Genomic DNA, 26,228 nt, shown 5'->3' on the forward strand with positions numbered 1-26,228 from the left:
GCGATGCGCGCCGAATCGCCTTCTTCGCCGGCAGCGGCTGCCGGAGCGCCCGCAACCCTCTCGCCGGTGGTGGCGGGGTTGGTCCAGGACATCCTGGCCGGCGCCGGTCCGCGCCAGCGTCGCGCCATGGCCAAGGCCATCACGCTGCTGGAATCCACCCGCAATGACCACCGGGTCCAGGCCGATGCGCTGCTGACCGAGTTGCTGCCGCGCACCGGCGCGTCCTTTCGCCTGGGCATCTCCGGCGTGCCGGGGGTGGGCAAGAGTACCTTCATCGAAACGCTGGGCCTGTCGCTCATCGAGCAGGGCCACCGCGTGGCGGTCCTGGCCATCGACCCCTCCAGCAGCGTCTCGGGCGGCTCCATCCTTGGCGACAAGACGCGCATGGAGCGCCTGTCCATGGACGAGCGCGCCTACATCCGTCCCAGCCCCTCCAGCGGCACGCTGGGCGGCGTCGCCGAAAAAACCCGCGAGGCCATGCTGGTCTGCGAGGCGGCGGGCTTTGACGTGGTGATCGTGGAGACGGTCGGCGTCGGGCAGAGCGAAACCGCCGTGGCCGGCATGACCGACATGTACTGCCTGCTCCAACTGCCCAATGCCGGGGACGATCTCCAGGCCATCAAGAAAGGCGTGATGGAGCTGGCGGACCTCGTGATGATCAACAAGGCCGATCTGGACGATGCGGCGGCCACCCGCGCACAGGCCCAGATCACCTCGTCGCTGCGGCTCTACGGCATGCACCGGCGCACCGCGCCCGAGGTGGCCGCCGCCGCCTGGCAGCCGCGGGTGATGCGGCTGTCCGCGCTGAAGGGGCAGGGCCTGGCCGAGTTCTGGTCCGCCGTGACCGAATTCAGAACCGTCCAGGACCGCAACGGCGGCCTGGCCCATAAGCGACGCCAGCAGGCCCGCACCTGGATGTGGGAACGCATCCAGGCCGGCCTGCAGCAACAGTTCATGTCCGCCCCCGCCGTGCGGCAGGTGATGGACGAGACCCTGGCCCAGGTGCTGGAAGGCCGGCTGGCCGCCTCGACGGCGGCGCGCCGGCTGCTCGCACGATTCTCCGGAGACAACACAGATGCATGACATTCAACAAATGCTCGAAAACAAGCGCGAGCAGGCCCGCCAGGGTGGGGGAGAACGCCGCATCGCGGCCCAGCATGGCAAGGGCAAGCTGACCGCGCGGGAGCGGCTGGACCTGCTGTTTGACGACGGCACTTTCGAAGAATGGGACATGTTCGTCGAGCACCGCTGCGTGGACTTCGGCATGGCCGACCAGCGCATTCCGGGCGACGGCGTGGTGACCGGCTACGGCATGATCAACGGCCGCCTGGCCTTTGCCTTCAGCCAGGACTTCACCGTCTTTGGTGGGGCCCTGTCCGAAGCCCATGCAGAGAAGATCTGCAAGGTGATGGACCAGGCGATGAAGGTCGGCGCGCCGGTGATCGGCCTGAATGATTCGGGCGGCGCGCGCATCCAGGAAGGGGTGGCGTCCCTGGGCGGATATGCCGAGGTCTTCCAGCGCAATGTGATGGCCTCGGGCGTCATTCCGCAGATCAGCATGATCATGGGCCCCTGCGCCGGTGGCGCGGTCTATTCCCCGGCCATGACCGACTTCATCTTCATGGTGAAGGACTCGAGCTACATGTTTGTCACCGGCCCGGAAGTGGTCAAGACGGTGACGCACGAGGAAGTGACGGCGGAAGAGCTGGGCGGTGCCGCCACCCACACCAGCCGCAGCGGCGTGGCGGACCTGGCGTTGGAGAACGACGTCGAAGCCATCCTGATGCTGCGACGCTTCTTCAACTACCTGCCGCTGAACAACCGCGAGAAGGCGCCGTGCCGCCCCAGCGGCGACCCGGGCAATCGTCTGGACCATTCGTTGGACACCCTGGTGCCGGACAACCCGAACAAGCCCTACGACATGAAGGAGCTGATCCTGAAGGTGGTGGACGACGGCGATTTCTTCGAGCTGCAGCCGGAGAACGCCAAGAACATCATCACCGGCTTCGGGCGCATGGAAGGGCAGACGGTGGGCATCGTGGCCAACCAGCCGCTGGTGCTGGCCGGGTGCCTGGACATTCGCAGCAGCATCAAGGCCGCGCGCTTCGTGCGCTTTTGCGATGCCTTCAATATCCCGGTGATCACCTTCGTGGACGTGCCCGGGTTCATGCCGGGCACCAGCCAGGAGTACGGCGGCATCATCAAGCATGGCGCCAAGCTGCTGTATGCCTATGCGGAGTGCACGGTGCCCAAGGTGACGGTGATCACCCGCAAGGCCTATGGCGGTGCGTATGACGTGATGAGCTCCAAGCACCTGCGCGGCGATGTGAACTTCGCCTGGCCCAATGCGGAGATCGCGGTGATGGGGGCCAAGGGCGCGGTGGAGATCATCTTCCGCGAGGACAAGAACGATCCGGTCAAGCTCGCGGCGCGGGAGGCGGAATACAAGGAGCGGTTTGCCAATCCTTTCGTGGCGGGCGCACGCGGCTTCATTGACGACGTGATCCAGCCGCATGAGACGCGCAAGCGCATCTGCCGCTCGCTCGTGATGCTCAAGGACAAGCAGCTCGACAACCCGTGGCGCAAGCACGGGAACATTCCTCTGTAAGGAACCGCTCCCATGTTCAAGAAGATTCTGATTGCCAACCGCGGTGAGATCGCCTGCCGCGTGATCCAGACGGCGCGCCGCATGGGCATCGCCACGGTGGCCGTGTATTCGGAGGCGGACAAGGACGCGCGGCACGTGGAGCTGGCCGATGAGGCCGTGCTGCTGGGGCCGGCGCCCTCGCGCGAGTCGTATCTGGTGGCCGACAAGATCCTGGCCGCGGCGCGTCAGACCGGCGCCGAAGCCATTCATCCGGGCTATGGCTTCCTGTCGGAGAACGAGGACTTCGCCCGTCGCGTGGAAGAGGAAGGCCTGGTGTTCATCGGGCCCAAGCACTATTCCATCGCCGCCATGGGCGACAAGATCGCCTCCAAGAAACTGGCCGGCGAAGCCCGCGTCAACACGATTCCCGGCCACAACGAGCCGATCGAGTCGGCGGAAGAAGCCGTGCAGATCGCTCAGCGGGTCGGGTATCCGGTGATGATTAAGGCCAGCGCCGGTGGCGGCGGCAAAGGTCTGCGCGTGGCCTTCAACGACAAGGAATGCTTCGAAGGCTTCACCAGCTGCCGCAATGAAGCCCGCAACAGCTTCGGCGACGACCGGGTCTTCATGGAGAAGTTCGTCGAGGAACCCCGCCATATCGAGATCCAGGTGCTGGGCGACAGCCATGGCGAGGTGGTCTACCTCTGGGAGCGCGAATGCTCCATCCAGCGCCGCCACCAGAAGGTGATCGAGGAGGCACCGTCCCCCTTCATCAGCGAAGCCACCCGCCGCGCCATGGGCGAGCAGGCCGTGGCCCTGGCCAAGGCGGTGAAGTACCAGAGCGCCGGCACCGTGGAATTCGTGGTCGGCAAGGACCAAAGCTTTTACTTCCTGGAGATGAACACCCGGCTGCAGGTGGAGCATCCGGTCACCGAATGCATCACCGGGCTGGACCTGGTGGAGCAGATGATCCGCGTGGCCGCGGGCGAGCCGCTGTCCTTCCGGCAGGAAGACCTCAAGCGTGACGGCTGGGCCATCGAATGCCGCATCAATGCGGAAGACCCGTTCCGCAACTTCCTCCCGTCCACCGGACGCCTGGTCAAATACCAGCCGCCAGACACGACGATGGCGGCGGCCCGGCCAGAGCGTTTCGGCGTGCGGGTGGACACCGGCGTCTACGAAGGCGGCGAAATCCCGATGTTCTATGACTCGATGATCGCCAAGCTCATCGTGCATGGCACCGACCGCGCGGATGCGATTGCCAAGATGCGGGAAGCGCTCAACGGCTTTGTCATTCGCGGCATCTCCAGCAACATCCCGTTCCAGTCCGCACTGCTGGCGCATCCGGATTTCCAGGCTGGCCACTTCAACACCGGCTTCATCGCGCAGCACTACGCCAGCGGCTTCCATGCCGAGGACGTGCCGCATGACGACCCCGACTTCCTCGTTGCGCTGGCCGGCTTCATCCGCCGCAAGGCCCGTGAGCGTGAGGCAGGCATCAGCGGCCAATTGCCCGGCCACGAGGTGAAGGTGGAGACCGACTATGTGGCCGTGGTCCATGAAGGCGGCGGGCGCTTCAGCCGCTTCCCGATGAGCATCACGGAATACGTCGGCAGCCTGGGCGAGGCCCTGGTGAGCGTGGGCGGCGGCCAGTCCTACCGCATCGTCAGCCAGTCGCGCCTCAATGACATCCGCATCAGCGGCACGGTCAACGGCCGCGCCTTCACTGCCCAGGCCGAGCGCGGCACGCCGAAGGCGCCGCTGGCCTACCGCATCCAGCACAACGGGCGGGCCATCGAGGTGACCGTGTTGTCGCCGCGCGCCGCCGAGCTGCATCAGCTCATGCCCTACAAGGCGCCGCCCGACACCAGCAAGCAGCTGCTGTCCCCGATGCCGGGCCTGCTGGTGCACATTGCGGTGCAGCCCGGCCAGGCGGTGCAGGCCGGTGAGCGCCTGGCGGTCATCGAGGCGATGAAGATGGAGAACATCCTGCTTGCCACCCAGGACGTGAAGGTGGCCGAGGTGCTGGCCAAGACCGGCGAAAGCCTGGCGGTGGATCAGCCGATCCTGCGCTTTGAATGAGGGCCGCACCATGAGCGACAAACCGTACCGGATTCTGGGCATCCAGCAGATCGCCATCGGCGGGCCGGACAAGCAGGCGCTGCGGCGCCTGTGGGTGGACGTGCTGGGGCTGAGCGTGACCGGTCAGTTCACTTCCGAGCGCGAGAATGTGGATGAGGACATCTGCACCATCGGCAGCGGCCCGCACCGGGTGGAGGTCGACCTGATGCAGCCGCTGGACCCGGACAAGAAACCGGCCGTGCATGCCACGCCGCTGAACCACGTCGGCCTGTGGGTGGACGATCTGCCCAAGGCGGTGGAATGGATGACGGCCCACGGCGTGCGCTTCGCTCCCGGCGGCATTCGCAAAGGCGCTGCGGGTTTCGACATCTGCTTCATCCATCCCAAGAGCAATGACGAGTTCCCGATCGGCGGGGAAGGGGTGCTGATCGAGCTGGTGCAGGCGCCGCCGGACGTGATTGCTGCACTGGGCTGAGCGAAACAGCCCTGTCCTGAGGCGATGGGTCCTTGTCATCCCCCATCCGGGAGAGTGAACCAGCGCCAGTCAGGGAGAGGGGGGCGCTTGGCGTAGCGGTCCCCGCTGACAGAATCAGGACCTCGATCTTCGAGGGTCCGCATGAGGCGACGCCGTATCTTTTTCGCATGGGTCGCAGCGCTCATCTTCGCCCTTGTTTCCCCGGCCACGTGGGCGCAGGGCCAACGCCACCTGGAACACTTTGCCTGGACCGATGTGCGCGGCGCACCCGGCGACGTGGCGGGCATTGCCCAAACCGCCGACGGCCTGCTGTGGCTGGCCACCGACCGCGGGCTGGTGCGTTTTGACGGCGAGCATTTCCAGCTGGTGAACCTGGCGCCACCAGACGCCACCGAGCCGCAGAATCTGGCGGATGTGTTTGTCATGCCGGACCAGTCGCTGATGGTGAGCTACCGTTCGTATGGCGTCGTACGGTATTGGCCCTCCACCCATCGAGTGGTCCGTCAGGGGCCGGCCTCCGGCCTGCCGGTGGCCCGGGCGGCTGGATTTGCAGTGGTCCAGGGGACGCTGGTGGTCGTCACCACCGCAGGGGTCTATTGGCAGGACGGTGAGCAGTGGCGCAAGTGGGCGCTGGGTCCTGCCCTGGGCGACGGTTATGTGGACATGATCTTCCCGGACGTCGATGGCACCTTGCTGCTGCGGACCGAACACCTTCAATGGTTGCGGGCGCCCAGGCCGGGTGCGCCCGCGGTGCCGGCGGCCGAGCTGGCCGAAGTCGCCAATCTGTACCAGCTGCCGGATGGTCGATGGGTGCGCTGGATGAAGAACGGGGATCTCGTCCAGCCCGGGCTGCCCGCAGCGCCGGGGACGTCCGGAAAGCCTGGGACCCCCGGGCCTCCCCAGGTGCGGCACCTCGGACTGGAAGCACCCTACGGATTCATGCTCGATGCGCACGGCGACCTTTGGGTCTTCTTCACCGAGCACGGAAGCCTGCTCGTTCCGCAGGTGTTCGACGCGCGCCGCCCTTTGCAGCGCATTCGTCCGGCCGACATCACCGGGGTGAGCGGACCGGTGATGCTGTCGTATTTCCTGGATCGACAGGGCACCGTGTGGATGGGCACGTCCACCGGTCTGGACCGGTTTGGCATGGCGCCGGTCAATCCGGTGAAGCTGCCCGGCCGCGTGGGCGGGACGATCGGGCCGGACGCCAGGGGCGGCGTCTGGGTGACGCGCCAGGGCATTGCGCCGCTGTACATCCGCCCCGACCTGACCCAGCATCAGACCCTCGGCGATGACGAGGTCAAGAGCCATGGAGGCACCGCGGTCTACACCGCGCGGTCCGGTTCCGTGTTCATCGGGGGCTACGAACGGGTGTGGCAACTGGTGGGGGAGCACAGTGTCCCGCTGCAGCCGATGCCTGAGGCTGCGCAGGGTCGGTTGGTGCAGTCCCTGGCCGATGATCCAGACGGGCGCCTGTGGATGAGCCTGATGGACGGCGGCCTGTGGACGTGGAGGCAAGGTCGCTGGCAGTCGGTGACCGACGGCACCCTGGCGGGCCGGTGCACCATCCTCGCGGCGACGCCTCAAGGCATCGCCGCCGGGTTCGAGGATGGACGGCTGGTGCTGATCGACCACGGCCACTCCCGTCGCGTGCCCTTGCCGTCTGGCCTGGGTCGGATCCTGGCCCTGCATGCGAAGGGCGACCAGCTCTGGGTCGGCGGCGATCAAGGGGTGCTGCTTGTGCGTCCGGGCAGCGTGGTCCCGCTGGTGCTGCAAGGCGCATCGCCGGGACGGGTCACCGGCATTGTGGAATCGACCTCGGGGGATCTGTGGATCAACGAGGCCAATGGGCTGATCCGCATTGCCGCATCGGTGTTGGCCACCTGGCGCGCATCACCGCAAACGCCCGTTCCCGCCGAGCGATATGGACCCACCGATGGCGTGCATGGGGCCTTGCATCCCAACCGGACGTTTCCGTCGCTGGTCGAGGAGCCTTCGGGCCGCCTGTGGATCAATCGTGGAGGCATCATCGCCTGGTTCGATCCGCAGGCCTTGCCGACCACTCGGACGGCCCTGCGGCCCTTGATCCTTGAAGCGGCGGTGGACGACACGCCGGTCTTCCCGCCGAACCGCATCGTGGCGAGCACGCCGGAGCAGCAGATCCGTCTGGTGTTTGCGGCGACCGATCTCCGGGATGCCGTCACCACGCAGTTCCGCGTCATGCTCGAAGGCCTGGACAGCGATTGGACCTTGCTCGGCAACAACCGACGTTTTGCTTTCGGAGGGCTTGCGCCGGGCCACTATCGTTTGAAGGTGCAGGCCGCAACGCCGCGCCAGCCGTGGGACGACGCGCAGATGGCGGTGGTGGAGGTGCAGGTGCTGCCGGCCCTCTACCAGACGTGGTGGTTCCGGGCCACGGTGATCCTGTTGGTGATGGTGACCGTCACGTTGATGATCCGGATCCGGATCCGATGGTTGCTGCGGCGGTCCGAGCAGTTGCTGGAGCTCAAGCTCCGGGAGCGCGAGCGGATCGCGCGGGACCTGCATGACAGCCTGCTACAGAGCATCGTCGGGCTCGTGCTCCAGATCCAGAGACACCTCCGGGGATTGGACGCCACGCATCCGGTGCGCCAGAAAGTGGAAGCGGCGCTGGAGCAGGCGGAAGGGGTCGTGGAGGAAACGCGGGAGCAACTGGTCAACGTTCGAGGGGAAGGCGTCGCGAGGGATCTGGCGATCAGTCTACAAAAGTCGCTGGCGGGTCTGCTGGCGGCAGAAGGGTGGGTGCTCAGGCTGTCCGAGCAAGGCCGGCAACGGTCGGTCCACCCGATCGTGGTGGAGGAGCTGATGGCGATCGTGCTGGAAGCGGCCCGGAATGCGATCTCGCATTCCGGCGGCCAGGCACTGGTGCTGGAGGTGAGCTATGGACGGCGAGACCTGCAGGTGCGTGTGGAGGACAACGGTCGCGGCATGGCGAAGTCCCTGGCCACCGGTGCGCAGGCGCCGCCGCTGCATTTTGGGCTGCGCGGCATGAAGGAGCGCGCCGAGGTGATCGGCGCCAGGATCGATTGGCTCCAGGGCTCGGCCGGCGGCACCTGCGTCCGGGTGACCGTGCCTGCCGGACTGGCCTATGTCTCCCGGTGAGGCGCTCCGGCCTACCTTTGACCTTGGCACCTAGGGGAGCAGAGAGCCGGACGAGTAGAGGCAATGAAGAGCTGCGCGCAAGCCACTGGCCAGTTCAAGTCATGCCGCCCGTTTTATCCAGTCAAGCGGGACTGTTGAGCCCACTGATTTGCAATTTTCTAGCAGCGCCCGCTGCGAGAGACTGCCGTTATCTCTCCATCGGTTCTATCCAGGAGTAGTCAACGTGGCAGCATTCCCGCTCGAGTGATCTCACATCGAGTTGCCGAACAGCTGCGCAACTCGGTGGTGGGCACCATGGACGAAACGACGAAAGCATGGTTTGTCACTTCAACGGTGACGGTGAAGAGGCATCGCGATCTTGAAGGCTGGCTTAGCGATGAGGAATTGATCCGCCTGTCAGGCGCGCCTAAGAACAGCATCTTGAACGTCAGTGTTCTGGATGGGCGTGCCATCGAGCTTCGCGTCACCAATTCCGACATTCTCCGGGAGGACATGGTCCGATTGCTGATCCAGGAATCGGACGGTTATTCGTTTCACGTCTTGAATGCCGCATTCGTCATCAACGATTGGTTGCTGTCCCGGGGCATCGGCCCCAGAGGCGTGGTGATCCAGCTTCATCAGGCGCGAGAGCTCGGCTTCATTCGTTGTGTACGAACCTGGGCCCTCGGCAACCGAGCGTCGTTCGAGGCTGAAGTGCCGCTACGAGGCTATTACGTCTGGCCTCTCATGGGTTTCGATGCGCCGATTCCGAAACATTTGATAGACCACCCAGAGCTCCCCACTCAGATCGACCGTCACTCTTCGCTGCTGGATTTGATGAGCACGCCGGAAGGGGGGGCGTTCTGGTTCGAGCATGGGGAGACGCTTTGGACTGAATTCGACCTGCGTCCCAGCTCGAGGAGTTGGAGGCGTCTAGCCCAATATACTGAAGACCGCCACATTGAGGTGCTGCCATGAATGCCCTTGAATTCCTGCGTCGTGTGACCCGCCCCATGTCCATGGCTGAGGCCAACCAGCTGGGTGCTTCGCGGGGGGCTGGGCGGGAAAATGCCACTTGCGATGACACGCTCAGTGTCCAGCGCGCGGCTGCTGGACCTCGCCTGTGCACGACCCCGATGGGTGAGTCCACGACCCAACCAGTGACCTAGCGCCAGCGGCGGCGGGGGGAGGTCGGTAAAGACCCGGCCCCCGAACTGCTGCTCATCACTGCTTCAACGTCGCCGACAGCTCTGCCAGTCGCGCAAACTCGGCGCGGTTTCCGTAGCGGTCTTCGCCGCGCGACTCACGCGCCAGCTTCACGAATTGGGTGGGGCCGTAGTCGCCGATCAGGCTGCTGCCGCGCAACCACTGGCCCCAGGCGGCCACCGCCACCGCGAAGCGGGCATCGGCATCGAGCGAGTCCACCGTCGGCAGCGAGGCAGGGCGGTTCACCGGCAGTTCCGTCAGTAGGCTGCGTTCCTCGCCGGGTTGCTTGTAGCGCAGCTTCACCCAGGCCAGTTCGTTCATCCGGGCGTTGGTGCCGGCATCGCGGGTGCCGCGCGCATCGCTGGCGGGCTGTTGACCCTGCTTGCGGTCCTTGCTGTCTTCACTGCCATACCTCAGCGGGTCCACCGTCCCCTTGGCGCCCTTCGGAATGAACTCATACAGGGCCGTGACCTGATGGCCGGCGCCGATGTCGCCTGCGTCCACCTTGTCGTTGTTGAAATCTTCCCGCTTCAGGGCATGCAGCTCATAGCCGATCAGGCGATATTCCTGCACTGTCGCCGGATTGAACTCCACCTGCAGCTTCAGGTCTTGTGCAATGACGGCCAATGTCGAGGTCATTTCATTGACCAGCACCTTGTGCGCTTCCTGCAGCGAATCCAGGTAGTGATAGCTGCCATTGCCCACATCCGCCAGACGCTTCATCAGCGCCTCGTTGTAGTTGCTGTCTCCAACGCCCAGCGTCGTCAGGCTGATGCCCTTCTTGCGCTGCTCTTCCACCAAGGTCTTCAGGATCAGCGGGTCGGTGACGCCAATGTTCAGGTCGCCGTCGGTGGCCAGCAGCACGCGGTTGATGCCGTCCTTGATCAGGCCTTCACGGGCCTGCGCATACGCAAGGCGGACGCCGCCTTCCCCGTAAGTGCCGCCGCTGGCGCGCAACTGGTCGATGGCCTGGTTGATGCGGTCCTTCTGATCCCCCGGCGTCGGTGGTAGAACCACCTGCGAGCCGCTGGCATAGGTCACCAGGCTGACCCGGTCCTGCGGGCGCAACTGCGCGGTCAACAGCTTCAGGCCGGATTGCACCAGCGGCAGCCGGTCCTGCGGCGACATGGAACCCGACACATCCACCAGGAACACCAGGTTCGCGGGGGGCAGGGTGGCCTTGGCCACGTCCTTGCCCTTGATGGTGATGCGGATCAGGCCGCGCTCCGGCATCCACGGGGAGGCGATGACCTGCGCCCGCACCTTGAAAGGATCGCGTGCGTCCGGCGCCGGGCCGGTGTCGTCAAAGCCGAAATAGTTGACCAGCTCTTCCACCCGCACGGCATCCTTGGGCGGCAACTGGCCCCGGTTGATGAAGCGGCGGATGTTGGCGTAGCTGCCGGTGTCCACGCTGGCGCTGAAGGTGGAGACTGGCTGCTCCGCCACCTGCTGCCAGGGGTTGTCGGTGTAGGTTTCGTATTTCGCGGTGTCGGGCGCCTGCATCGGCGGCACGAAGGACGGCGCCGTCATGATCCGGCTGCGCGACAGCGCAGGCGCCATGGCGGGCGGCGCGTAGCCGGTCACGTTCGCGGCGACGGGAGCCGGCGCGTGTTGGGCGGCTGGAGCGACCGCAGGAGCCGGCTGGACATCAGCCATCGAAGGGGTGCCAGGCGTTTTGGCAGCCTCGGTGTTCTGAGGGTGCGGGGGGCCGATGGTGCACGCGTTGAGCAGCACCGCTGCCATTGCCAGCGCGGCGAGCGCCAGCGGTCCTGACGGCTGCGGTCGTGTCAGCCGCGGTCGTGTGAGCCGGAGTTGCGGGTGGGGCCGCTGGGACCACTGACCTTGAAGCCCGAAGAAGGTGCGCATGCTGAGTCTCTCCCTGGTCCGGCCTGCAGGCCGGCTGTGCTGACATGAATCACCTCGCCGCTGCGGCGTGCTGTCGCCTTGCGTCGTGGGGTCGTACCGCGGAGCCCTGCTGCGGGATGTCGCCGGCCGATGCCCAAAAGGCTCGGCGAGTCGACGTGCGTGAGGCCCTGTCGGTGCGCATGTTGCACAACGCATCACGCACGGGGCGGTTGACCGGGTCCCTGATGTCCATGGCCTGCCTCAAAGTCGCCGCTGAGCTGAGGTAAACTCCCCGGCTTCACCGAATTTCCGACGCTGCTCGAAGCACGTTTTGACCGGCGGGGTCCTCCCGCCAGCGTCACGGCTGGCGAGTTGTGACTTCGGTTGGGTGTCGTTCAATTCATTACCGGAGCCAACATGGGCAACAAGATCATCACCGAAGCCGATCGCCGCGCTACCCCCCGTCCCGTTCCTCCCAAGGGCGTGACCGTGACCACCGTGCGTGGCCAGAAGAGCAGCCTGGAGCGTGGTTCGCACACCCGCAGCAAGAAGAACCCGGGCAAGCGTCCTCATTCGGGTTGAGGGGTTCGGTCCTCACGGACCGTGTCTCTCCCAAGCAGGCCCACGCCCTCCGGCGGGGCCTGTTTTCATTTCAGGCTTGATCAATCACCATGATCCGCATCAACGAACTCCGTCTGCCGCTCAACCATCCGGAAGAGGCCCTGCGCCCGGCCATCGTGGCCCGCCTGGGCATCCCGGACACGCAGCTCCAATCCTTCACCGTCTTCAAGCGCAGCTACGACGCGCGCAAGAAGACCGCCATGGTGCTGATCTACAGCATCGACTGCGAGGTGGAGAACGAAGCCGCCGTGCTGCATCGCCTGCAGGGCGACGCGCACGTGAAGCCGTCTCCCGACACGTCCTACAAGTTCGTCGGCCATGCGCCGGCCGACTTCTATGCCGGCGAGCGCCCTCGGCCCGTGGTCATCGGGTTCGGGCCGTGCGGCATCTTTGCCGCGCTGATCCTGGCGCAGATGGGGCTGCGGCCCATCGTGCTGGAGCGCGGCAAGCAGGTGCGCGAGCGGACCAAGGACACCTGGGGCCTGTGGCGTCAGAGCGAGCTCAACCCCGAGTCGAACGTTCAGTTCGGTGAGGGCGGCGCCGGCACCTTCTCCGACGGCAAGCTCTACAGCCAGATCTCCGACCCCCGCTTCCTCACCCGGAAGGTGCTGACCGAGTTCGTCAAGGCTGGCGCGCCGGAGGAAATCCTCTACGTCAGCAAGCCGCACATCGGCACCTTCCGCCTGGTGAGCATGGTCATCAAGATCCGCGCGGAGATCGAGCGGCTGGGTGGCGAAATCCGCTTCCAGCAGAAGGTGACGGACCTGCTGATCGAGCCCGATGCCCAGGGCGTCCAGCACGTGCGCGGCGTCACGCTGGAATCCGGCGAGCAATTGCGCGCGGACCATGTGGTCGTGGCCCTGGGCCACAGCGCGCGGGACACCTTCACGATGCTGCACGAGCGCGGCGTCTACATGGAAGCCAAGCCGTTTTCCATCGGCTACCGGATCGAGCATCCGCAGTCGATCATCGACAAGGCCCGCTTCGGCCCCAATGCCGGCCATCCCATCCTGGGCGCGGCGGATTACAAGCTGGTCCATCATGCGTCCAACGGCCGCTCGGTCTACAGCTTCTGCATGTGCCCCGGCGGCACGGTGGTGGCCGCGACGTCCGAGCCCAACCGCGTGGTCACCAACGGCATGAGCCAATACTCCCGCGCCGAGCGCAATGCCAATGCCGGCATCGTGGTGGGCATCTCGCCGGAAGACTATCGGCAAGACGGCAAGAAGGACGGCAGCCTGGTGAATCCGCTGGACGGCCTGGCCTTCCAGCGCTTCTGGGAGTCGCGCGCGTTTGAGCTGGGGGAGGGCGACTACCGTGCCCCCGCCGCCCTGGTGGGTGACTTCATCAAGCGCCAGCGCAGCACCATGCTGGGCGCGGTCGAGCCGAGCTACAAGCCCGGCGTGACCATGACCGATCTGCAGCAAAAGGGCCGTGGCAGCCTGCCGGAGTACGCGCTGGACGCCATCCGCGAAGCGCTGCCGGCCTTCGAGCGGCAGATCCGCGGCTTCTCGATGAACGACGCGGTGCTGACCGGCGTTGAAACCCGCACCTCCTCGCCGCTGCGCATCACCCGGGGCAAGGACTACCAGAGCCTGAACGTGCGCGGCCTGTACCCCGCTGGCGAAGGCGCGGGTTATGCCGGCGGCATCATGTCCGCCGGGGTGGACGGCATCGAGGTGGCGGAAGCGCTCGGGCAAGCGCTGCTGGCCGAGCAATGAAGGCGGTGCGCTGAGGGCGGAACGTAGAAACCCCAGGCTTCGCTGGGGACGAAGGGACTATCATGGAGGTCGGTAGTCCACGCCATGATGGCGAAGGCTACAGTTCAACCTAGCCAGAAGCCCACCATGCGCCTCGATCTCACCACCCTCAACCTCGTCTTGGCCATCGAACAGACCCGGTCGATCACCCGGGGAGCCGAGCGCGAGCATCTGGCGCTGGCCGCCGCCAGCAAGCGGATCTCCGATCTCGAGACCCGTCTGGGCGTGCAGCTCTTCGAGCGCCGCGCCCGTGGGGTCGAGCCGACCGAAGCCTGCCGGGCCCTGGTCCGCCACATCCGTTCGCTGCATGCCTCGCTGCATGCGCTGGAGAGCGAAGTGGTGGAATTCGCGCGCGGCATCAAGGGCCACCTGCGCATTGCCGCCAATGCCGGCGCCATCGCCGAGGCGCTGCCGCCCGATCTGGCCGCCTTCTCCCAAGCCCATCCCCAGATCCGCATCAGCCTGGAAGACCAGACCAGTGCGGAAGTGCAGGCGGCGGTGGCGGAAGGCCGTGCCGATGTGGGTGTGTTCACCACGCCGCTGCTGGACAACCGGCTGCAGACCTGGAATTACCGCCACGGGCGCCTGTCGGTGCTGGTGCCCAACCGGCATGCCTTGTCGGACCGCAGCTCGGTCACCTTCGATGACCTGCTGGACCATGACCTCGTCGGCCTGCACAGCGGCGCTGCTGCGCAGGAGCTGATGCTGCAGGAAGCCATGGCCCGCGGCCGCACGCTCAAGGCCCGGCTGCAGGTGCGCGGCTTCGACGCGATTGCCCAACTGGTGGAAGCCGGCATGGGCGTGGCCGTGTTGCCGGACGCCCCCGCCCGCCGATTCGCCCAGGTTTTCGACGTCCAGCGGCTGGATCTGGATGAAGCCTGGGCCCGTCGCGACTATGTTCTGGGGGTGGCGCGCCAGGAGCGTCTGCCCACCGTGGTGCAGCGCTTCGTGGATGCGCTATGCCCGCCGCCCGCCAAGTGATTCGACCGGCCAGACCCCCTCAAGCGCCCCAGACTCGCTGAAACGCAGCCCCGACACCCCCAAAAACGCCCCGTGACCTTGCAGTGATGGAGAGTCCCATGACCAACCCCCACGCCACCCCGCGCACCCTCTACGACAAGCTCTGGGACGAGCATGTGGTGCACACCGAGGAAGACGGCACCGCGGTGCTGTACATCGACCGTCATCTGGTCCATGAAGTGACCAGCCCGCAGGCCTTCGAAGGGCTGGACATCGCCGGCCGCAAGGTCTGGCGCCTGTCGGCCAACCTGGCGGTCAGCGACCACAACGTGCCCACCACCGACCGCAGCCAGGGCATCGCCGACCCGGTCTCGCGGCTGCAGGTCGACACGCTGGACGCCAACTGCGACCGCTTCGGCATCACCCAGTTCAAGATGAGCGACCGCCGCCAGGGCATCGTGCATGTGATCGGCCCGGAGCAGGGCGCCACGCTGCCCGGCATGACGGTGGTCTGCGGCGACAGCCACACCTCCACCCACGGCGCCTTTGGTGCGCTGGCGCATGGCATCGGCACCTCCGAGGTGGAGCATGTGCTGGCCACGCAGACGCTGCTGGCCAAGAAGGCCAGGAACATGCTCATCAAGGTCGACGGCCGCGTCGCGCCGGGCGTGGGCGCCAAGGACATCGTGCTGGCCATCATCGGCCGCATCGGCACGGCGGGTGGCACCGGCTACACCATCGAGTTCGCCGGCTCGGCCATCCGCGCCCTGAGCATGGAGGGCCGCATGACCGTCTGCAACATGGCCATCGAGGCCGGTGCGCGGGCAGGCCTGATTGCGGTGGACGACACCACGATCCAGTATGTGAAGGGCCGTCCCTTCTCGCCGACCGGCGTCGAATGGGACCAGGCCGTGCAGTACTGGCGCACCCTGCATTCGGACGAAGGCGCGCATTTCGACAAGGTGGTGGAACTCGACGCCGCGCAGATCCGTCCGCAGGTGACCTGGGGCACCTCGCCCGAGATGGTGCTGTCCATCGAGGACCGCGTGCCGGACCCGGACAAGGAGAAGGACGCCGTCAAGCGCGGCGCCATGGAGCGGGCGCTGCAATACATGTCGCTGGAGCCGAACAAGGCGATCAACGACATCCGCATCGACAAGGTCTTCATCGGCTCCTGCACCAACAGCCGCATCGAGGACATGCGCGAGGCCGCCGCCGTGGTGCGCCGTCTGGGCGGTCGCATTGCCAGCAATGTGAAGCTGGCCCTGGTGGTGCCGGGGTCCGGCCTGGTCAAGGCGCAGGCCGAAGCCGAAGGGCTGGACCAGGTCTTCAAGGCCGCCGGCTTCGAATGGCGCGAGCCCGGCTGCTCGATGTGCCTGGCCATGAATGCGGACCGGCTGGAGCCGGGCGAGCGCTGCGCGTCCACCAGCAACCGGAATTTCGAAGGACGGCAAGGGGCCGGGGGGCGTACCCACCTGGTGAGCCCCGCCATGGCAGCGGCAGCGGCCATGCAGGGCCATTTCGTTGACGTCCGCAAGCTGGGAGCCTGACATGGAAGCGTTCACCCTTCACAAGGGCCTGGTGGCCCCGATGGACCGTGAGAACGTCGATACCGACGCGATCATTCCGAAGCAATTCCTTAAGTCGATCAAGCGGACCGGCTTCGGTCCCAACCTGTTTGACGAGTGGCGCTACCTGGACCACGGCGAACCTGGCCAGGACCCCGCCACCCGCAAGCCCAACCCGGACTTCGTGCTGAACCAGCCGCGCTACCAGGGCGCGTCCATCCTCATCGCGCGGGCCAACTTCGGCTGCGGCTCCAGCCGTGAGCATGCCCCCTGGGCGCTTCAGCAATACGGTTTCCGCGCCCTGATCGCGCCCAGCTTCGCCGACATCTTCTTCAACAACACCTTCAAGAACGGTGTGCTGCCGATCGTGCTGCCTGAAAGCCAGGTGGCCCGTCTGTTCGACGAGGTGGCCGCTTTCCCGGGCTACCAACTGACGGTGGACCTGCAGCGCCAGGTGGTGATCAAGCCCGATGGGCAAGAACTGCCCTTTGACGTGCAGCCCTTCCGCAAGTACTGCCTGCTCAACGGCTTCGACGACATCGGCCTGACGCTTCGCCATGCCGACAAGATCAAGGCCTTCGAGGCCGAGCGCATCGCCACCAAGCCGTGGCTGAACCACCAGCTTCCCCGTTAAACCAGTCCAGCGCGGCTGTCGCGCGCCCGTTGCGGGCGCCACGCCGCGCCCCAGGGAGATCCCATGAAGATTGCAGTTCTGCCGGGTGACGGCATTGGCACGGAAATCATTGCCGAGGCCGTCAAGGTCCTGAAGGTGCTGGACCTGCCGCTGGAGATGGAGACCGCGCCGGTCGGCGGCGCCGCTTATGAAGCGGCCGGCCATCCGTTGCCGGAGGCCACGCTCAAGCTGGCCCAGCAGGCCGATGCGGTGTTGTTCGGCGCCGTGGGCGACTGGAAGTACGACAAGCTCGAGCGGGCGCTGCGCCCGGAGCAGGCCATCCTGGGTCTGCGCAAGGCCCTGGGCCTGTTTGCCAATTTCCGCCCGGCCATCTGCTATGAGCAGCTCACGCACGCGTCCAGCCTCAAGCCCGAGCTGGTGGCGGGTCTGGACATCCTGATCATCCGCGAGCTGACCGGCGACATCTATTTCGGCCAGCCGCGGGGCCGCCGCACGGCGGTGGACGGACATTTCCCCGGCAGCGAAGAAGCCTTCGACACCATGCGCTACTCGCGCCCGGAGATCGAGCGCATCGCCCACGTCGCCTTCCAGGCCGCGCGCCTGCGCAACCGCAAGGTCACCAGCGTGGACAAGGCCAACGTGCTGGAGACCTTCCAGTTCTGGAAGGACGTGGTCACCGAGGTGCATGCCCAGTATCCGGACGTGGAGCTGGAGCACATGTACGTGGACAACGCCGCCATGCAGCTGGTGAAGGCGCCCAAGAAGTTTGACGTGGTGGTCACCGGCAACATGTTCGGCGACATCCTGTCGGACGAGGCGGCCATGCTCACCGGCTCCATTGGCATGCTGCCTTCGGCCTCGTTGGACAAGAACAACAAGGGCCTGTATGAGCCCAGCCATGGCAGCGCCCCCGACATCGCGGGGAAGGGAATTGCCAATCCGCTGGCTACAATCCTTTCCGCTGCCATGATGCTCAAGTTCTCCCTCCACCAGCCCGAAGCCGCTGCTCGTATCGAGCAGGCGGTTCAAGCCGTGCTGGCCCAGGGTCTGCGCACCGCAGACATCTGGAGCGAGGGCACCCAGAAGGTGAGCACCCGCGAGATGGGCGATGCGGTCGTTGCGGCTGTCAAAGCTGGCACGTCTGCCACCGCCACCACCAAAACCATCAAGAGCTGACTGCTCCGGTTCGTCTCGCCCCTGCACAAACCCGGCGAAGCGAGCCGGGCAGGGGCTCCAGGGTTTGTGATGAGACGAACGCAAGCAACGTAAGCAACGCAAGGAACGCAAGATGACGACATTGGTTGGACTGGTGGGATGGCGCGGCATGGTGGGCTCGGTGCTCATGGACCGCATGGCCCAGGAGCGGGACTTCGACCTGATCGAGCCGCTGTTCTTCAGCACCTCGAACGCCGGCGGCGCTGCCCCGTCGTTCGCGAAGAACGAAACCCAACTGCAAAACGCCTTTGATCTGGAGCAGCTCAAGCGCTGCGAGATCATCATCACCTGCCAGGGCGGCGACTACACCAGCGAGGTCTATCCCAAGCTGCGTGCGGCCGGCTGGGCCGGTCACTGGATCGACGCCGCCTCCACGCTGCGCATGGCCAGCGACGCCGTCATCGTGCTGGACCCGGTGAACCTGCCGGTCATTCAGCAGTCGCTGGCCAAGGGCGGCCGGGACTGGATCGGCGGCAACTGCACCGTCAGCTGCATGCTGATGGGTGTGGGCGCGCTGTACAAGGCGGGCCTGGTGGAATGGATGTCCACCCAGACCTACCAGGCCGCTTCCGGCGGTGGCGCGCAGCACATGCGTGAGCTGCTGACCCAGTACGGGACGCTCAATGCCGAGGTCCGCGCCCTGCTGGACGACCCCAAGAGCGCCATCCTGGAAATCGACCGCAAGATCGTCGAGAAGCAGCGCAGCCTGTCCGCCGACGAGACCGCCAACTTTGGCGTGCCGCTGGGTGGCTCCCTCATCCCCTGGATCGACAAGGACCTCGGTAACGGCCAGTCCAAGGAAGAGTGGAAGGGCATGGCGGAGACCAACAAGATCCTGGGGCAGGGCGAGGGCTTCGGCACCGCCGCCGTGCCGGTGGACGGCTTCTGTGTGCGCATCGGCGCCATGCGCTGCCACAGCCAGGCGCTGACCTTCAAGCTCAAGAAGGACGTGCCGCTGGCCGACATCGAAGCCATGATCGCCGCGGACAACGAATGGGTGAAGGTGGTGCCCAACACCCGCGAAGCCACCATCCGCGACCTGACGCCGGTGGCCGTCACCGGCACGATGACCATTCCGGTCGGCCGTTTGCGCAAGCTGGCCATGGGGCCGGAGTACCTGGGCGCCTTCACCGTGGGCGACCAACTGCTGTGGGGTGCCGCCGAGCCGCTGCGCCGCATGCTGCGCATCCTGCTGGAGCGCTGAAGCGCCCACGGCCATCAGCCTCACCGCGGGCCGGTAACACCGGTCGCCGCCTGTGACCAACGCCGCCCCGGATGTGCCCTCTTCAAGGGGCGCCGCCGGGGCGGCGGCACGTCCGGACCTGGGCTTTCCCTGCTTCGTGATGCATTTCGCGTTGCCCGTACGCGACAAGCTGGTAACCGCCTGTGAACCGAGGCTAGTTCATCCATGCTATTCAGGAGCTTTCTCAGCAACGGAGCGTATATGCTTGCCACCGTTGTGATTTTCTACCGCGGGAACGGAGCGGGCACTGCCAAACGCTCGCGTCGCACAACAACAATACGTCATGACAGGCGGTCCAAGTTTGAGGGGCCGCTTTGTTGCTTTGGGGGACGCCTTGAAAAAACATGCAAGCGCTTATGCGCGATTTGCCCTGAGCCAAGTGGCTGCGGTGACTGCTCTCGGTCTCGCAGCGGGTTCGGCCTGGGGGTTGGGACTGGGCAAGCTGACGGTGCAATCGGCGCTGGGGGAGACTCTGCGCGCTGAAATCGACGTCACCAGTCTGACGCCCGAGGAAGCAGCTTCCTTGAAGCTGAAGGTGGCGCCCCCCGATACGTATCGGGCCAGCGGTCTGGATTACAACGCGGTGCTGACCAGCGCCCAGGTGCAACTGGCGCGTCGGGCCGACGGTCGTCCTTACCTGCGGGTCACCAGTGACCGCGCAGTGCAGGAACCGTTCGTGGACGTGATCCTGGAGCTGAACTGGTCCAACGGCCGGCTGACCCGCGAATTCACGCTGCTGTTCGATCCGCCGTCCAACAACGTGGCACGCAGCCCCGACACCGGCACCTCGCCCGTGATCTCGGCACCGGCCAGCACGGCCCAGGGCTCCGGTGCGCCCGCCGTGGCCAGTGGCAATGGCCGTGCGGCCTCGGCCGCACCGATGCCGCCGGCTCCGGCCGTGACGGCTCGCCCCAAGACGGCTGCACCGGCCCCGACGGCCCAGGCTCCCGCGCCGGCCACCGGCGCCAGCGAATACACGGTCAAGCAGGGCGACACGCTCTCGCGCATCGCCGCCAAGACGCAGCCCTCCGGCGTGTCGCTGGACCAGATGCTGGTGGGCCTGTATCGCAACAACCCCGATGCCTTCATCAACAACAACATGAACCGGCTGAAGTCCGGTGCCGTGTTGCAGGTGCCGGGCAGTGACGCGCTCAGCGGCATTACGCCGCAGGAAGCCCGTCAGGTCATCCAGGCGCAGAGCAGCGACTTCGGTAGTTACCGGTCGCGTCTGGCCGAAGCCGCCCCGACGCTGAAGCAGACTGACAGCGAGCGCCAGGCCAAGGGCCAGGTGCAGGCCGCCGTGGAAGAGCGCAAGAACGCTGCCGCGCCGACACCGGACAAGCTGACCCTGAGCAAGGGCGCTGCCGCCGAGAAGGCCGACAACAAGCTCTCCAAGGCCTCCAAGGACACCGAGAAGAAAGACTCCGCCGCCCGCGTGGCCGAGCTGACCCGCAACGTGGAAGAGCTCAAGAAGCTCAGCGCAGCGGCCAAGCCGGCCTCGGCGACCGCTCCGGCGGCCTCGCCCGCACCGGCGCCTGCTCCCGCGCCGGCCCCGGCACCGGTGGCCGCTCCCGCCGTGCCGGCCGTCACCGTCGCTGGCACCACGCCGGCTGCGGCGTCGGTCCCCGCGTCGGACGTGGCTTCGTCGCCGGTCCTGGCCGATGCCGCTTCTGCACCGGTGGCTGCGTCCGCCCCGGTCGTGGCCCGTCCGATGCCGCAGCCGCAACCCGAGCCGGAAGAGCCGGGCCTGCTGGACTCGCTCAAGGACTACCTGCCGGCCATTGGCGCTGCGCTGCTGGTCATCGTCGGGGGCATCGGCTATCGCACCTGGAAGGCCAAGAAGGACGCTGCCAACCGCGGTGAGACGGCCTTCGCCGAAAGCCGTCTGGCGCCGGACTTGTTCTTCGGCCACAGCGGTGGCCAGCGCGTGGACACCCGCGACGGCGCCGCCAGCGGCCAGTCGTCGATGAGCTATTCGCTGAGCCAGCTCGATGCCATCGGCGACGTGGATCCGGTCGCCGAAGCCGACGTCTACCTGGCCTATGGCCGTGACCTGCAGGCCGAAGAAATCCTGAAGGAAGCGCTGCGCGCCAATCCGGAGCGCTTGGCCATCCGCCTGAAGCTGCTGGAGGTCTACGGCAAGCGTCGCGACATCAAGGGCTTTGAGCAACTGGCTGTCCAGCTGTATGCCGAGACCCGCGGTCAAGGCGAAGACTGGGCCAAGGTGCAGGAACTGGGCCGTCAGGTGGATCCGGAAAATCCGCTGTACCAGCCGGGCGGCGCGCCTGTCCTGCTGGGGGATGACGAAGACCGTCCCGAGCCGATGAACGCCAGCACGCTGCCGGCTGCCGGCCTCGTGCCGCCGCCCGCCAGCCGTGCGGCGCCGGCTGCTGCGGCCGCCGCTGCTGCTGCCGCCGTGGCTGCCGCTCCTCGCGACGCCGGTCCGTCCAGCTTGATGGACCTGGACCTGGATCTGGACCTGGGCTCGACCCCCGCACCGGCGCCTGCCATGGCATCGACGCAGGCCCTGCCCAGCGCCGTGAACCAGCCCGACCTGGGCATGGATCTGGACCTGAGCACCCCGCCGTCCGCCGCGACCTCCGCTCGCGACGACCTGCAGTTCGATCTGGGTGATCTGGACGAGACGCCGCGTGCGGCGCCGAAGTCGGCCCCGGCCCAGGCCCCCGAGTCCCTGGACTTCGACCTGGGTGGCATCGACCTGGACCTGCCGGCTTCGCCGAGCCCGGCTCCGGGCCAGACGCTGGACATGGGGTCGCTGGACCTGCCCGATCTGGACGTTCCCGCTCCGGCCCCGGCGCCCGCCGCCGACACGCTGAGCCTGGACGACCTGGGCGTGGACCTGGACAGCATCGACCCGAACGACGATGACGCCCTGCAGCGTCAGCTGGAACTGGCAGAAGAGTTCCGTCAGATCGGCGACACCGAAGGCGCCCGCGACGTGCTGCAGGAACTGGTGGCCAAGGCCTCCGGCCCGCTGCGCGACCGTGCACAGGCGATGCTGAACCAGCTGCGCTGAACCCGCTGCGTCCCCACTGACGCTGCGCCCGAACGGCAGCGGCTACACTTGATCAAAGGCGCTCGGCCATGCCGGGCGCCTTTTGTTTTTGGATGGCGATGGACGGACGAGGGCAGGGCATGCGCGTGGCGCTGGGTGTGAGTTATCGCGGTGGGGCGTACAAGGGCTGGCAGAGCCAGCCTGGGGGCGGCACGGTGCAGGATGCGCTGGAAGCCGCGCTGGCCCAGTTTGCCGCGCAGCCCGTCCGCACGATCTGCGCCGGCCGCACGGACACCGGCGTGCATGGCCTGAACCAGGTGGTGCACTTCGATTCACCGGTGGACCGTGAGAAGTTTTCCTGGGTGCGCGGCACCAATCGCTACCTGCCGCCGGACATCGCCGTGCAGTGGTGCGCCTTCCCCGGGGAGGGCTTTCATGCCCGCAACTGGGCCCGCGGGCGCCGCTACTGCTATTTGCTGCTGGAGTCGAATGTGCGCCCGGCCATCGAGCACGGCGCAGTCGGCTGGACCTTCCGTCCGCTCGATGGCGACGCGATGCGCGATGCCGCCGCCCGCCTGATCGGCGAACATGACTTCAGTTCCTTCCGCTCGGCGGAGTGCCAGGCGGCTTCGCCGATCAAGCAACTGCGCAAGATCGAGATCCATCGGCGCGGGGCCTACTGGCGCTTCGAATTCGATGCCTCGGCCTTCCTGCACCACATGGTGCGCAACCTGATGGGCTGCCTGATTGCGGTGGGCACCGGCAACCGGCCGCCGGCCTGGATCGATGAGGTGCTGGCTGCCCGATCCCGGGATGCGGCTGCGCCGACTTTCGCGCCGGACGGGCTGTATTTTGTGGGCCCGTACTACGACGCCCCGCTGGGGCTGCCCGAGCGCACCGCAGCGATGGACTGGCTGCCCTGACCGGCGGTGGTCCGACCGTCACCCCCTCATCCCCGTTCCCCGCCCCCGTTCCCCGATTTCGTTCCTCGTCCCCGTCCCACCGAGCACGTCTATGAACCGAACCCGAATCAAGATCTGTGGCCTGACCCGCGAGGCCGATGTCGATGCCGCCGTGCAGGCTGGCGCGGACGCGATTGGCCTGGTGCTCTATGACAAAAGCCCCCGGGCCGTCACCGTGGCCCGCGCGGTTGAGCTGGCGCGCCGGCTGCCCCCCTTCGTCACGCCGGTGGGGCTGTTTGTGAATGCTGAAGCTGCGGACATCGAAGCCGCGCTGCAGGCGATCCCCACGCTCACGCTGCAATTCCACGGCGACGAGTCCCCCGAAGACTGCGAGCGCTGGAATCGCCCCTATTTGCGTGCGGCTCGCATGGCACCCGGCTTTGATTTGTTAGACTTCGCTCATCGTTTCTCCAGCGCCCAGGCTGTCCTGCTCGACGCATTCGTTGACGGGTATGGTGGGGGTGGAAAGGTGTTTGATTGGTCACTGCTGCCTCCAAGCGTTCCCTCTCCGGTCGTTTTGTCTGGTGGGTTGAGTGCAGCCAACGTGATCGATGGCGTGCTGAAGGTACGGCCCTGGGCCGTTGATGTCAGTTCCGGTGTCGAGGTCGCCAAGGGCCTCAAGGACGCCGACAAGATCCGCCATTTCTGCGACGCCGTGCGCCAGGCCGACCAACAGGGGTCATCCGGCCATTGAGCGTTGCCCTCACTTGAGGACGCCTCATGTCTTCCACATTGCTTGATCGCTCCCAGGACGGTTCGCTGAACCGTTCCGCGGATGTCCCCGTTTCCCTGACCACGCCCCTGCAGGGCTATGCCCAGCCCGATGCTGCCGGCCGCTTCGGCCCGGTGCAGACGCCGGCCTCCAGTGGCTATTACGGCGGACGCTTCGTCGCCGAGACGCTGATCCACGCCCTGGATGAGTTGAACGAAGCCTACGAGAAGTACAGCAAGGACCCGGAATTCATCCGCGAGTACCAGTACGAGCTGGCGCATTTCGTCGGGCGGCCCAGCCCCATCTATCACGCCCGCCGGCTGAGCGAGGAGCTCGGCGGCGCGCAGATCTTCCTCAAGCGCGAAGACCTCAACCACACCGGCGCCCACAAGGTGAACAACACCATCGGGCAGGCGCTGCTGGCCCGTCGCATGGGCAAGAAGCGGGTGATCGCCGAGACCGGCGCTGGGCAGCACGGCGTGGCGACCGCCACCATCTGTGCCCGCTACGGCATGGAATGCGTGGTCTACATGGGCGCGGAGGATGTGAAGCGCCAGTCGCCCAACGTCTACCGCATGCACCTGCTGGGCGCGAAGGTGGTGCCGGTGGAGTCCGGCTCCCGCACCCTCAAGGACGCGCTCAATGAAGCCATGCGCGACTGGGTCACCAACATCGAAAACACCTTCTACATCATCGGCACGGTGGCGGGTCCACATCCCTATCCGATGATGGTGCGGGACTTCCAGCGCATCATCGGCGACGAATGCCTGACCCAGATGCCGGAGATGATCGGTCGCCAGCCCGATGCGGTGATTGCCTGCGTCGGCGGCGGCAGCAATGCCATCGGCATCTTCTATCCCTACATCCCGCACACGGACGTGCGCCTGATCGGCGTGGAAGCGGCGGGGCAGGGCGTGGACACGCCCAAGCATGCCGCCACGCTGAGCGCCGGCACGCCGGGCGTGCTGCATGGCAACCGCACCTACCTGCTGCAGGACGAGGCCGGGCAGATCATCGAGACGCACTCGATTTCCGCCGGCCTGGACTATCCGGGCGTCGGGCCGGAGCATGCCTACCTGAAGGACATCGGCCGCGCGGAATACGTCGGCGCCACGGATGCGGAGGCGCTGGCCGCCTTCCACCGCCTGTGCCGCACCGAAGGCATCATCCCCGCGCTGGAATCCAGCCATGCGCTGGCGCATGCCCTCAAGCTGGCGCCGACCATGCGTCCGGACCAGCACCTGCTGATCAACCTCTCCGGCCGCGGGGACAAGGACATCGGCACGGTGGCCGACCTCTCCGGCGCCACCTACTTCGACCGCCCGTCGATGGGCGGCCATGCGGTCAAGGGCGGGGCCGAACTGTCGGCCCAGGGCGAGCAGGGTCGCCAAGGGGGGGCGCAATGAGCCGCATCCAATCCACCTTCGAGCGCCTGAAGGCACAGGGCCGCAAGGCCCTCATTCCCTACATCACCGCCGGGGACCCGTATGCCGATGTCACCGTCGAGCTGATGCTGGCCATGGCGCGTGCGGGCGCGGATGTGATCGAACTGGGTATCCCGTTTTCCGATCCGATGGCGGACGGTCCGGTCATCCAGCGCGCCAGCGAGCGGGCCCTGGCCAAGGGGATTTCCCTGCGGCATGTCCTGTCCATGGTGCGGGAATTCCGAGACCAGGATGCCGACACCCCGGTCGTGCTGATGGGCTACGCCAACCCGATCGAGCGCATGGGCACCCAGGCCTTCGTCGACGCCGCCAAGCAGGCCGGCGTGGACGGCGTGCTGGTGGTGGACTATCCGCCCGAGGAAAGCGACGTCTTTGCGGCCTCGCTCAAGGCCCAGGGGCTGGACCCGATCTTCCTGCTGGCGCCCACCTCCACCGATGAACGGGTCCGCCGCATCGGCGAGCTGGCCAGCGGCTACGTCTACTACGTCTCCCTCAAGGGCGTCACCGGCGCCGGCCACCTGGACACCAGTGCGGTGGCGGACGCCATGCCTCGCCTGCGGGCCCATGTGAAGATCCCGCTGGGGGTCGGATTCGGCATCCGGGACGGCCAGACAGCCGCCGCGGTTGCGCGCGTGTCGGACGCGGTGGTGATCGGTTCGGCACTCGTCCAACTGATCGAGGTCCAGACACGCGATAATGTCGCCAACCAGGCGGCGGCCTTCATCCAAGAAATCCGCCAAGCACTGGACCGCTGATCGATCCGATCCGCGGACTGTC

19 protein-coding genes are annotated in these 26,228 nt (G+C 66.5%); 18 read left to right on the plus strand and 1 reads right to left on the minus strand.

Translation table 11 applies throughout. From position 1 onward, the window contains the following. The first annotated feature begins 3 nt into the window (after nucleotides 1–3). The 6 genes from meaB (at nucleotide 4) to DES44_RS11020 (ending at nucleotide 9,242) form a co-directional block, all read left to right on the plus strand. On the plus strand, nucleotides 4–1,083 hold the full coding sequence (gene meaB, locus DES44_RS10995) for a methylmalonyl Co-A mutase-associated GTPase MeaB (protein WP_083525549.1): 1,080 nt from the start codon (nucleotides 4–6) through the stop codon (nucleotides 1,081–1,083). Further along, on the plus strand, nucleotides 1,076–2,608 hold the full coding sequence (locus DES44_RS11000) for an acyl-CoA carboxylase subunit beta (RefSeq protein ID WP_058934983.1): 1,533 nt from the start codon (nucleotides 1,076–1,078) through the stop codon (nucleotides 2,606–2,608). The genes meaB and DES44_RS11000 overlap by 8 nt, the downstream gene beginning before the upstream one ends. A 12-nt stretch (nucleotides 2,609–2,620) precedes the next feature. Continuing rightward, nucleotides 2,621–4,669 (plus strand): acetyl-CoA carboxylase biotin carboxylase subunit, encoded by a 2,049-nt coding sequence (locus DES44_RS11005; protein ID WP_058934984.1) that lies wholly within the window; start codon nucleotides 2,621–2,623, stop codon nucleotides 4,667–4,669. A 10-nt stretch (nucleotides 4,670–4,679) separates the two neighbouring features. Then, nucleotides 4,680–5,144 (plus strand): VOC family protein, encoded by a 465-nt coding sequence (locus tag DES44_RS11010; protein WP_058934985.1) that lies wholly within the window; start codon nucleotides 4,680–4,682, stop codon nucleotides 5,142–5,144. Nucleotides 5,145–5,285: 141 nt separating this feature from the next. Then, nucleotides 5,286–8,285, plus strand: coding sequence for a sensor histidine kinase (locus DES44_RS11015; RefSeq protein ID WP_058934986.1), 3,000 nt, complete (start codon nucleotides 5,286–5,288; stop codon nucleotides 8,283–8,285). A gap of 294 nt (nucleotides 8,286–8,579) precedes the next feature. Further along, nucleotides 8,580–9,242 carry a hypothetical protein gene (locus DES44_RS11020; RefSeq protein ID WP_147307053.1) on the plus strand — a complete coding sequence of 221 codons (663 nt, stop codon included), beginning with the start codon at nucleotides 8,580–8,582 and terminating at the stop codon, nucleotides 9,240–9,242. Nucleotides 9,243–9,488: 246 nt separating this feature from the next. On the opposite strand, the gene DES44_RS11025 is transcribed toward DES44_RS11020, so the two are convergent. Further along, complete coding sequence (locus DES44_RS11025; protein WP_232309992.1) at nucleotides 9,489–11,126, minus strand: vWA domain-containing protein; 1,638 nt, start codon at nucleotides 11,124–11,126, stop codon at nucleotides 9,489–9,491. A 606-nt stretch (nucleotides 11,127–11,732) separates the two neighbouring features. Here DES44_RS11025 and DES44_RS25050 point away from each other — a divergent pair. The 12 genes from DES44_RS25050 (at nucleotide 11,733) to trpA (ending at nucleotide 26,206) form a co-directional block, all read left to right on the plus strand. After that, nucleotides 11,733–11,897 carry a hypothetical protein gene (locus DES44_RS25050; RefSeq protein WP_170156651.1) on the plus strand — a complete coding sequence of 55 codons (165 nt, stop codon included), beginning with the start codon at nucleotides 11,733–11,735 and terminating at the stop codon, nucleotides 11,895–11,897. 89 nt (nucleotides 11,898–11,986) lie between these two features. After that, complete coding sequence (locus DES44_RS11030) at nucleotides 11,987–13,657, plus strand: NAD(P)/FAD-dependent oxidoreductase (RefSeq protein WP_058934989.1); 1,671 nt, start codon at nucleotides 11,987–11,989, stop codon at nucleotides 13,655–13,657. 126 nt (nucleotides 13,658–13,783) lie between these two features. After that, nucleotides 13,784–14,677, plus strand: a complete 894-nt coding sequence (locus DES44_RS11035; protein ID WP_058934990.1) for a LysR family transcriptional regulator — start codon at nucleotides 13,784–13,786, stop codon at nucleotides 14,675–14,677. 98 nt (nucleotides 14,678–14,775) lie between these two features. After that, on the plus strand, nucleotides 14,776–16,206 hold the full coding sequence (leuC, locus tag DES44_RS11040; RefSeq protein WP_058934991.1) for a 3-isopropylmalate dehydratase large subunit: 1,431 nt from the start codon (nucleotides 14,776–14,778) through the stop codon (nucleotides 16,204–16,206). Nucleotide 16,207: 1 nt separating this feature from the next. Further along, a complete protein-coding gene (gene leuD / locus DES44_RS11045) occupies nucleotides 16,208–16,858 on the plus strand; it encodes a 3-isopropylmalate dehydratase small subunit (RefSeq protein ID WP_058934992.1) in 651 nt (216 codons plus the stop codon). A gap of 63 nt (nucleotides 16,859–16,921) precedes the next feature. Then, nucleotides 16,922–18,034: a 3-isopropylmalate dehydrogenase gene (leuB, locus tag DES44_RS11050; protein WP_058934993.1), complete on the plus strand. Its 1,113-nt coding sequence runs from the start codon at nucleotides 16,922–16,924 to the stop codon at nucleotides 18,032–18,034. Nucleotides 18,035–18,146: 112 nt separating this feature from the next. After that, the gene (asd, locus tag DES44_RS11055; protein ID WP_058934994.1) at nucleotides 18,147–19,277 is read left to right on the plus strand and encodes an aspartate-semialdehyde dehydrogenase; all 1,131 of its coding nucleotides are present in this window, start codon (nucleotides 18,147–18,149) and stop codon (nucleotides 19,275–19,277) included. A gap of 427 nt (nucleotides 19,278–19,704) precedes the next feature. Continuing rightward, nucleotides 19,705–22,353, plus strand: a complete 2,649-nt coding sequence (locus tag DES44_RS11060) for a motility hub landmark protein FimV (protein WP_232309993.1) — start codon at nucleotides 19,705–19,707, stop codon at nucleotides 22,351–22,353. A gap of 119 nt (nucleotides 22,354–22,472) precedes the next feature. Next, complete coding sequence (gene truA, locus DES44_RS11065; RefSeq protein ID WP_058937386.1) at nucleotides 22,473–23,255, plus strand: tRNA pseudouridine(38-40) synthase TruA; 783 nt, start codon at nucleotides 22,473–22,475, stop codon at nucleotides 23,253–23,255. A gap of 91 nt (nucleotides 23,256–23,346) precedes the next feature. Then, nucleotides 23,347–23,988 carry a phosphoribosylanthranilate isomerase gene (locus tag DES44_RS11070; RefSeq protein WP_058934995.1) on the plus strand — a complete coding sequence of 214 codons (642 nt, stop codon included), beginning with the start codon at nucleotides 23,347–23,349 and terminating at the stop codon, nucleotides 23,986–23,988. A gap of 107 nt (nucleotides 23,989–24,095) precedes the next feature. After that, on the plus strand, nucleotides 24,096–25,412 hold the full coding sequence (trpB, locus tag DES44_RS11075) for a tryptophan synthase subunit beta (RefSeq protein ID WP_375137522.1): 1,317 nt from the start codon (nucleotides 24,096–24,098) through the stop codon (nucleotides 25,410–25,412). Further along, complete coding sequence (gene trpA / locus DES44_RS11080; RefSeq protein ID WP_058934996.1) at nucleotides 25,409–26,206, plus strand: tryptophan synthase subunit alpha; 798 nt, start codon at nucleotides 25,409–25,411, stop codon at nucleotides 26,204–26,206. Before trpB ends, trpA begins: the two co-directional genes overlap by 4 nt. Nucleotides 26,207–26,228 lie beyond the last annotated feature (22 nt).

This window comes from Roseateles depolymerans, assembly GCF_003387155.1.
GTDB lineage: Bacteria > Pseudomonadota > Gammaproteobacteria > Burkholderiales > Burkholderiaceae_C > Roseateles > Roseateles depolymerans.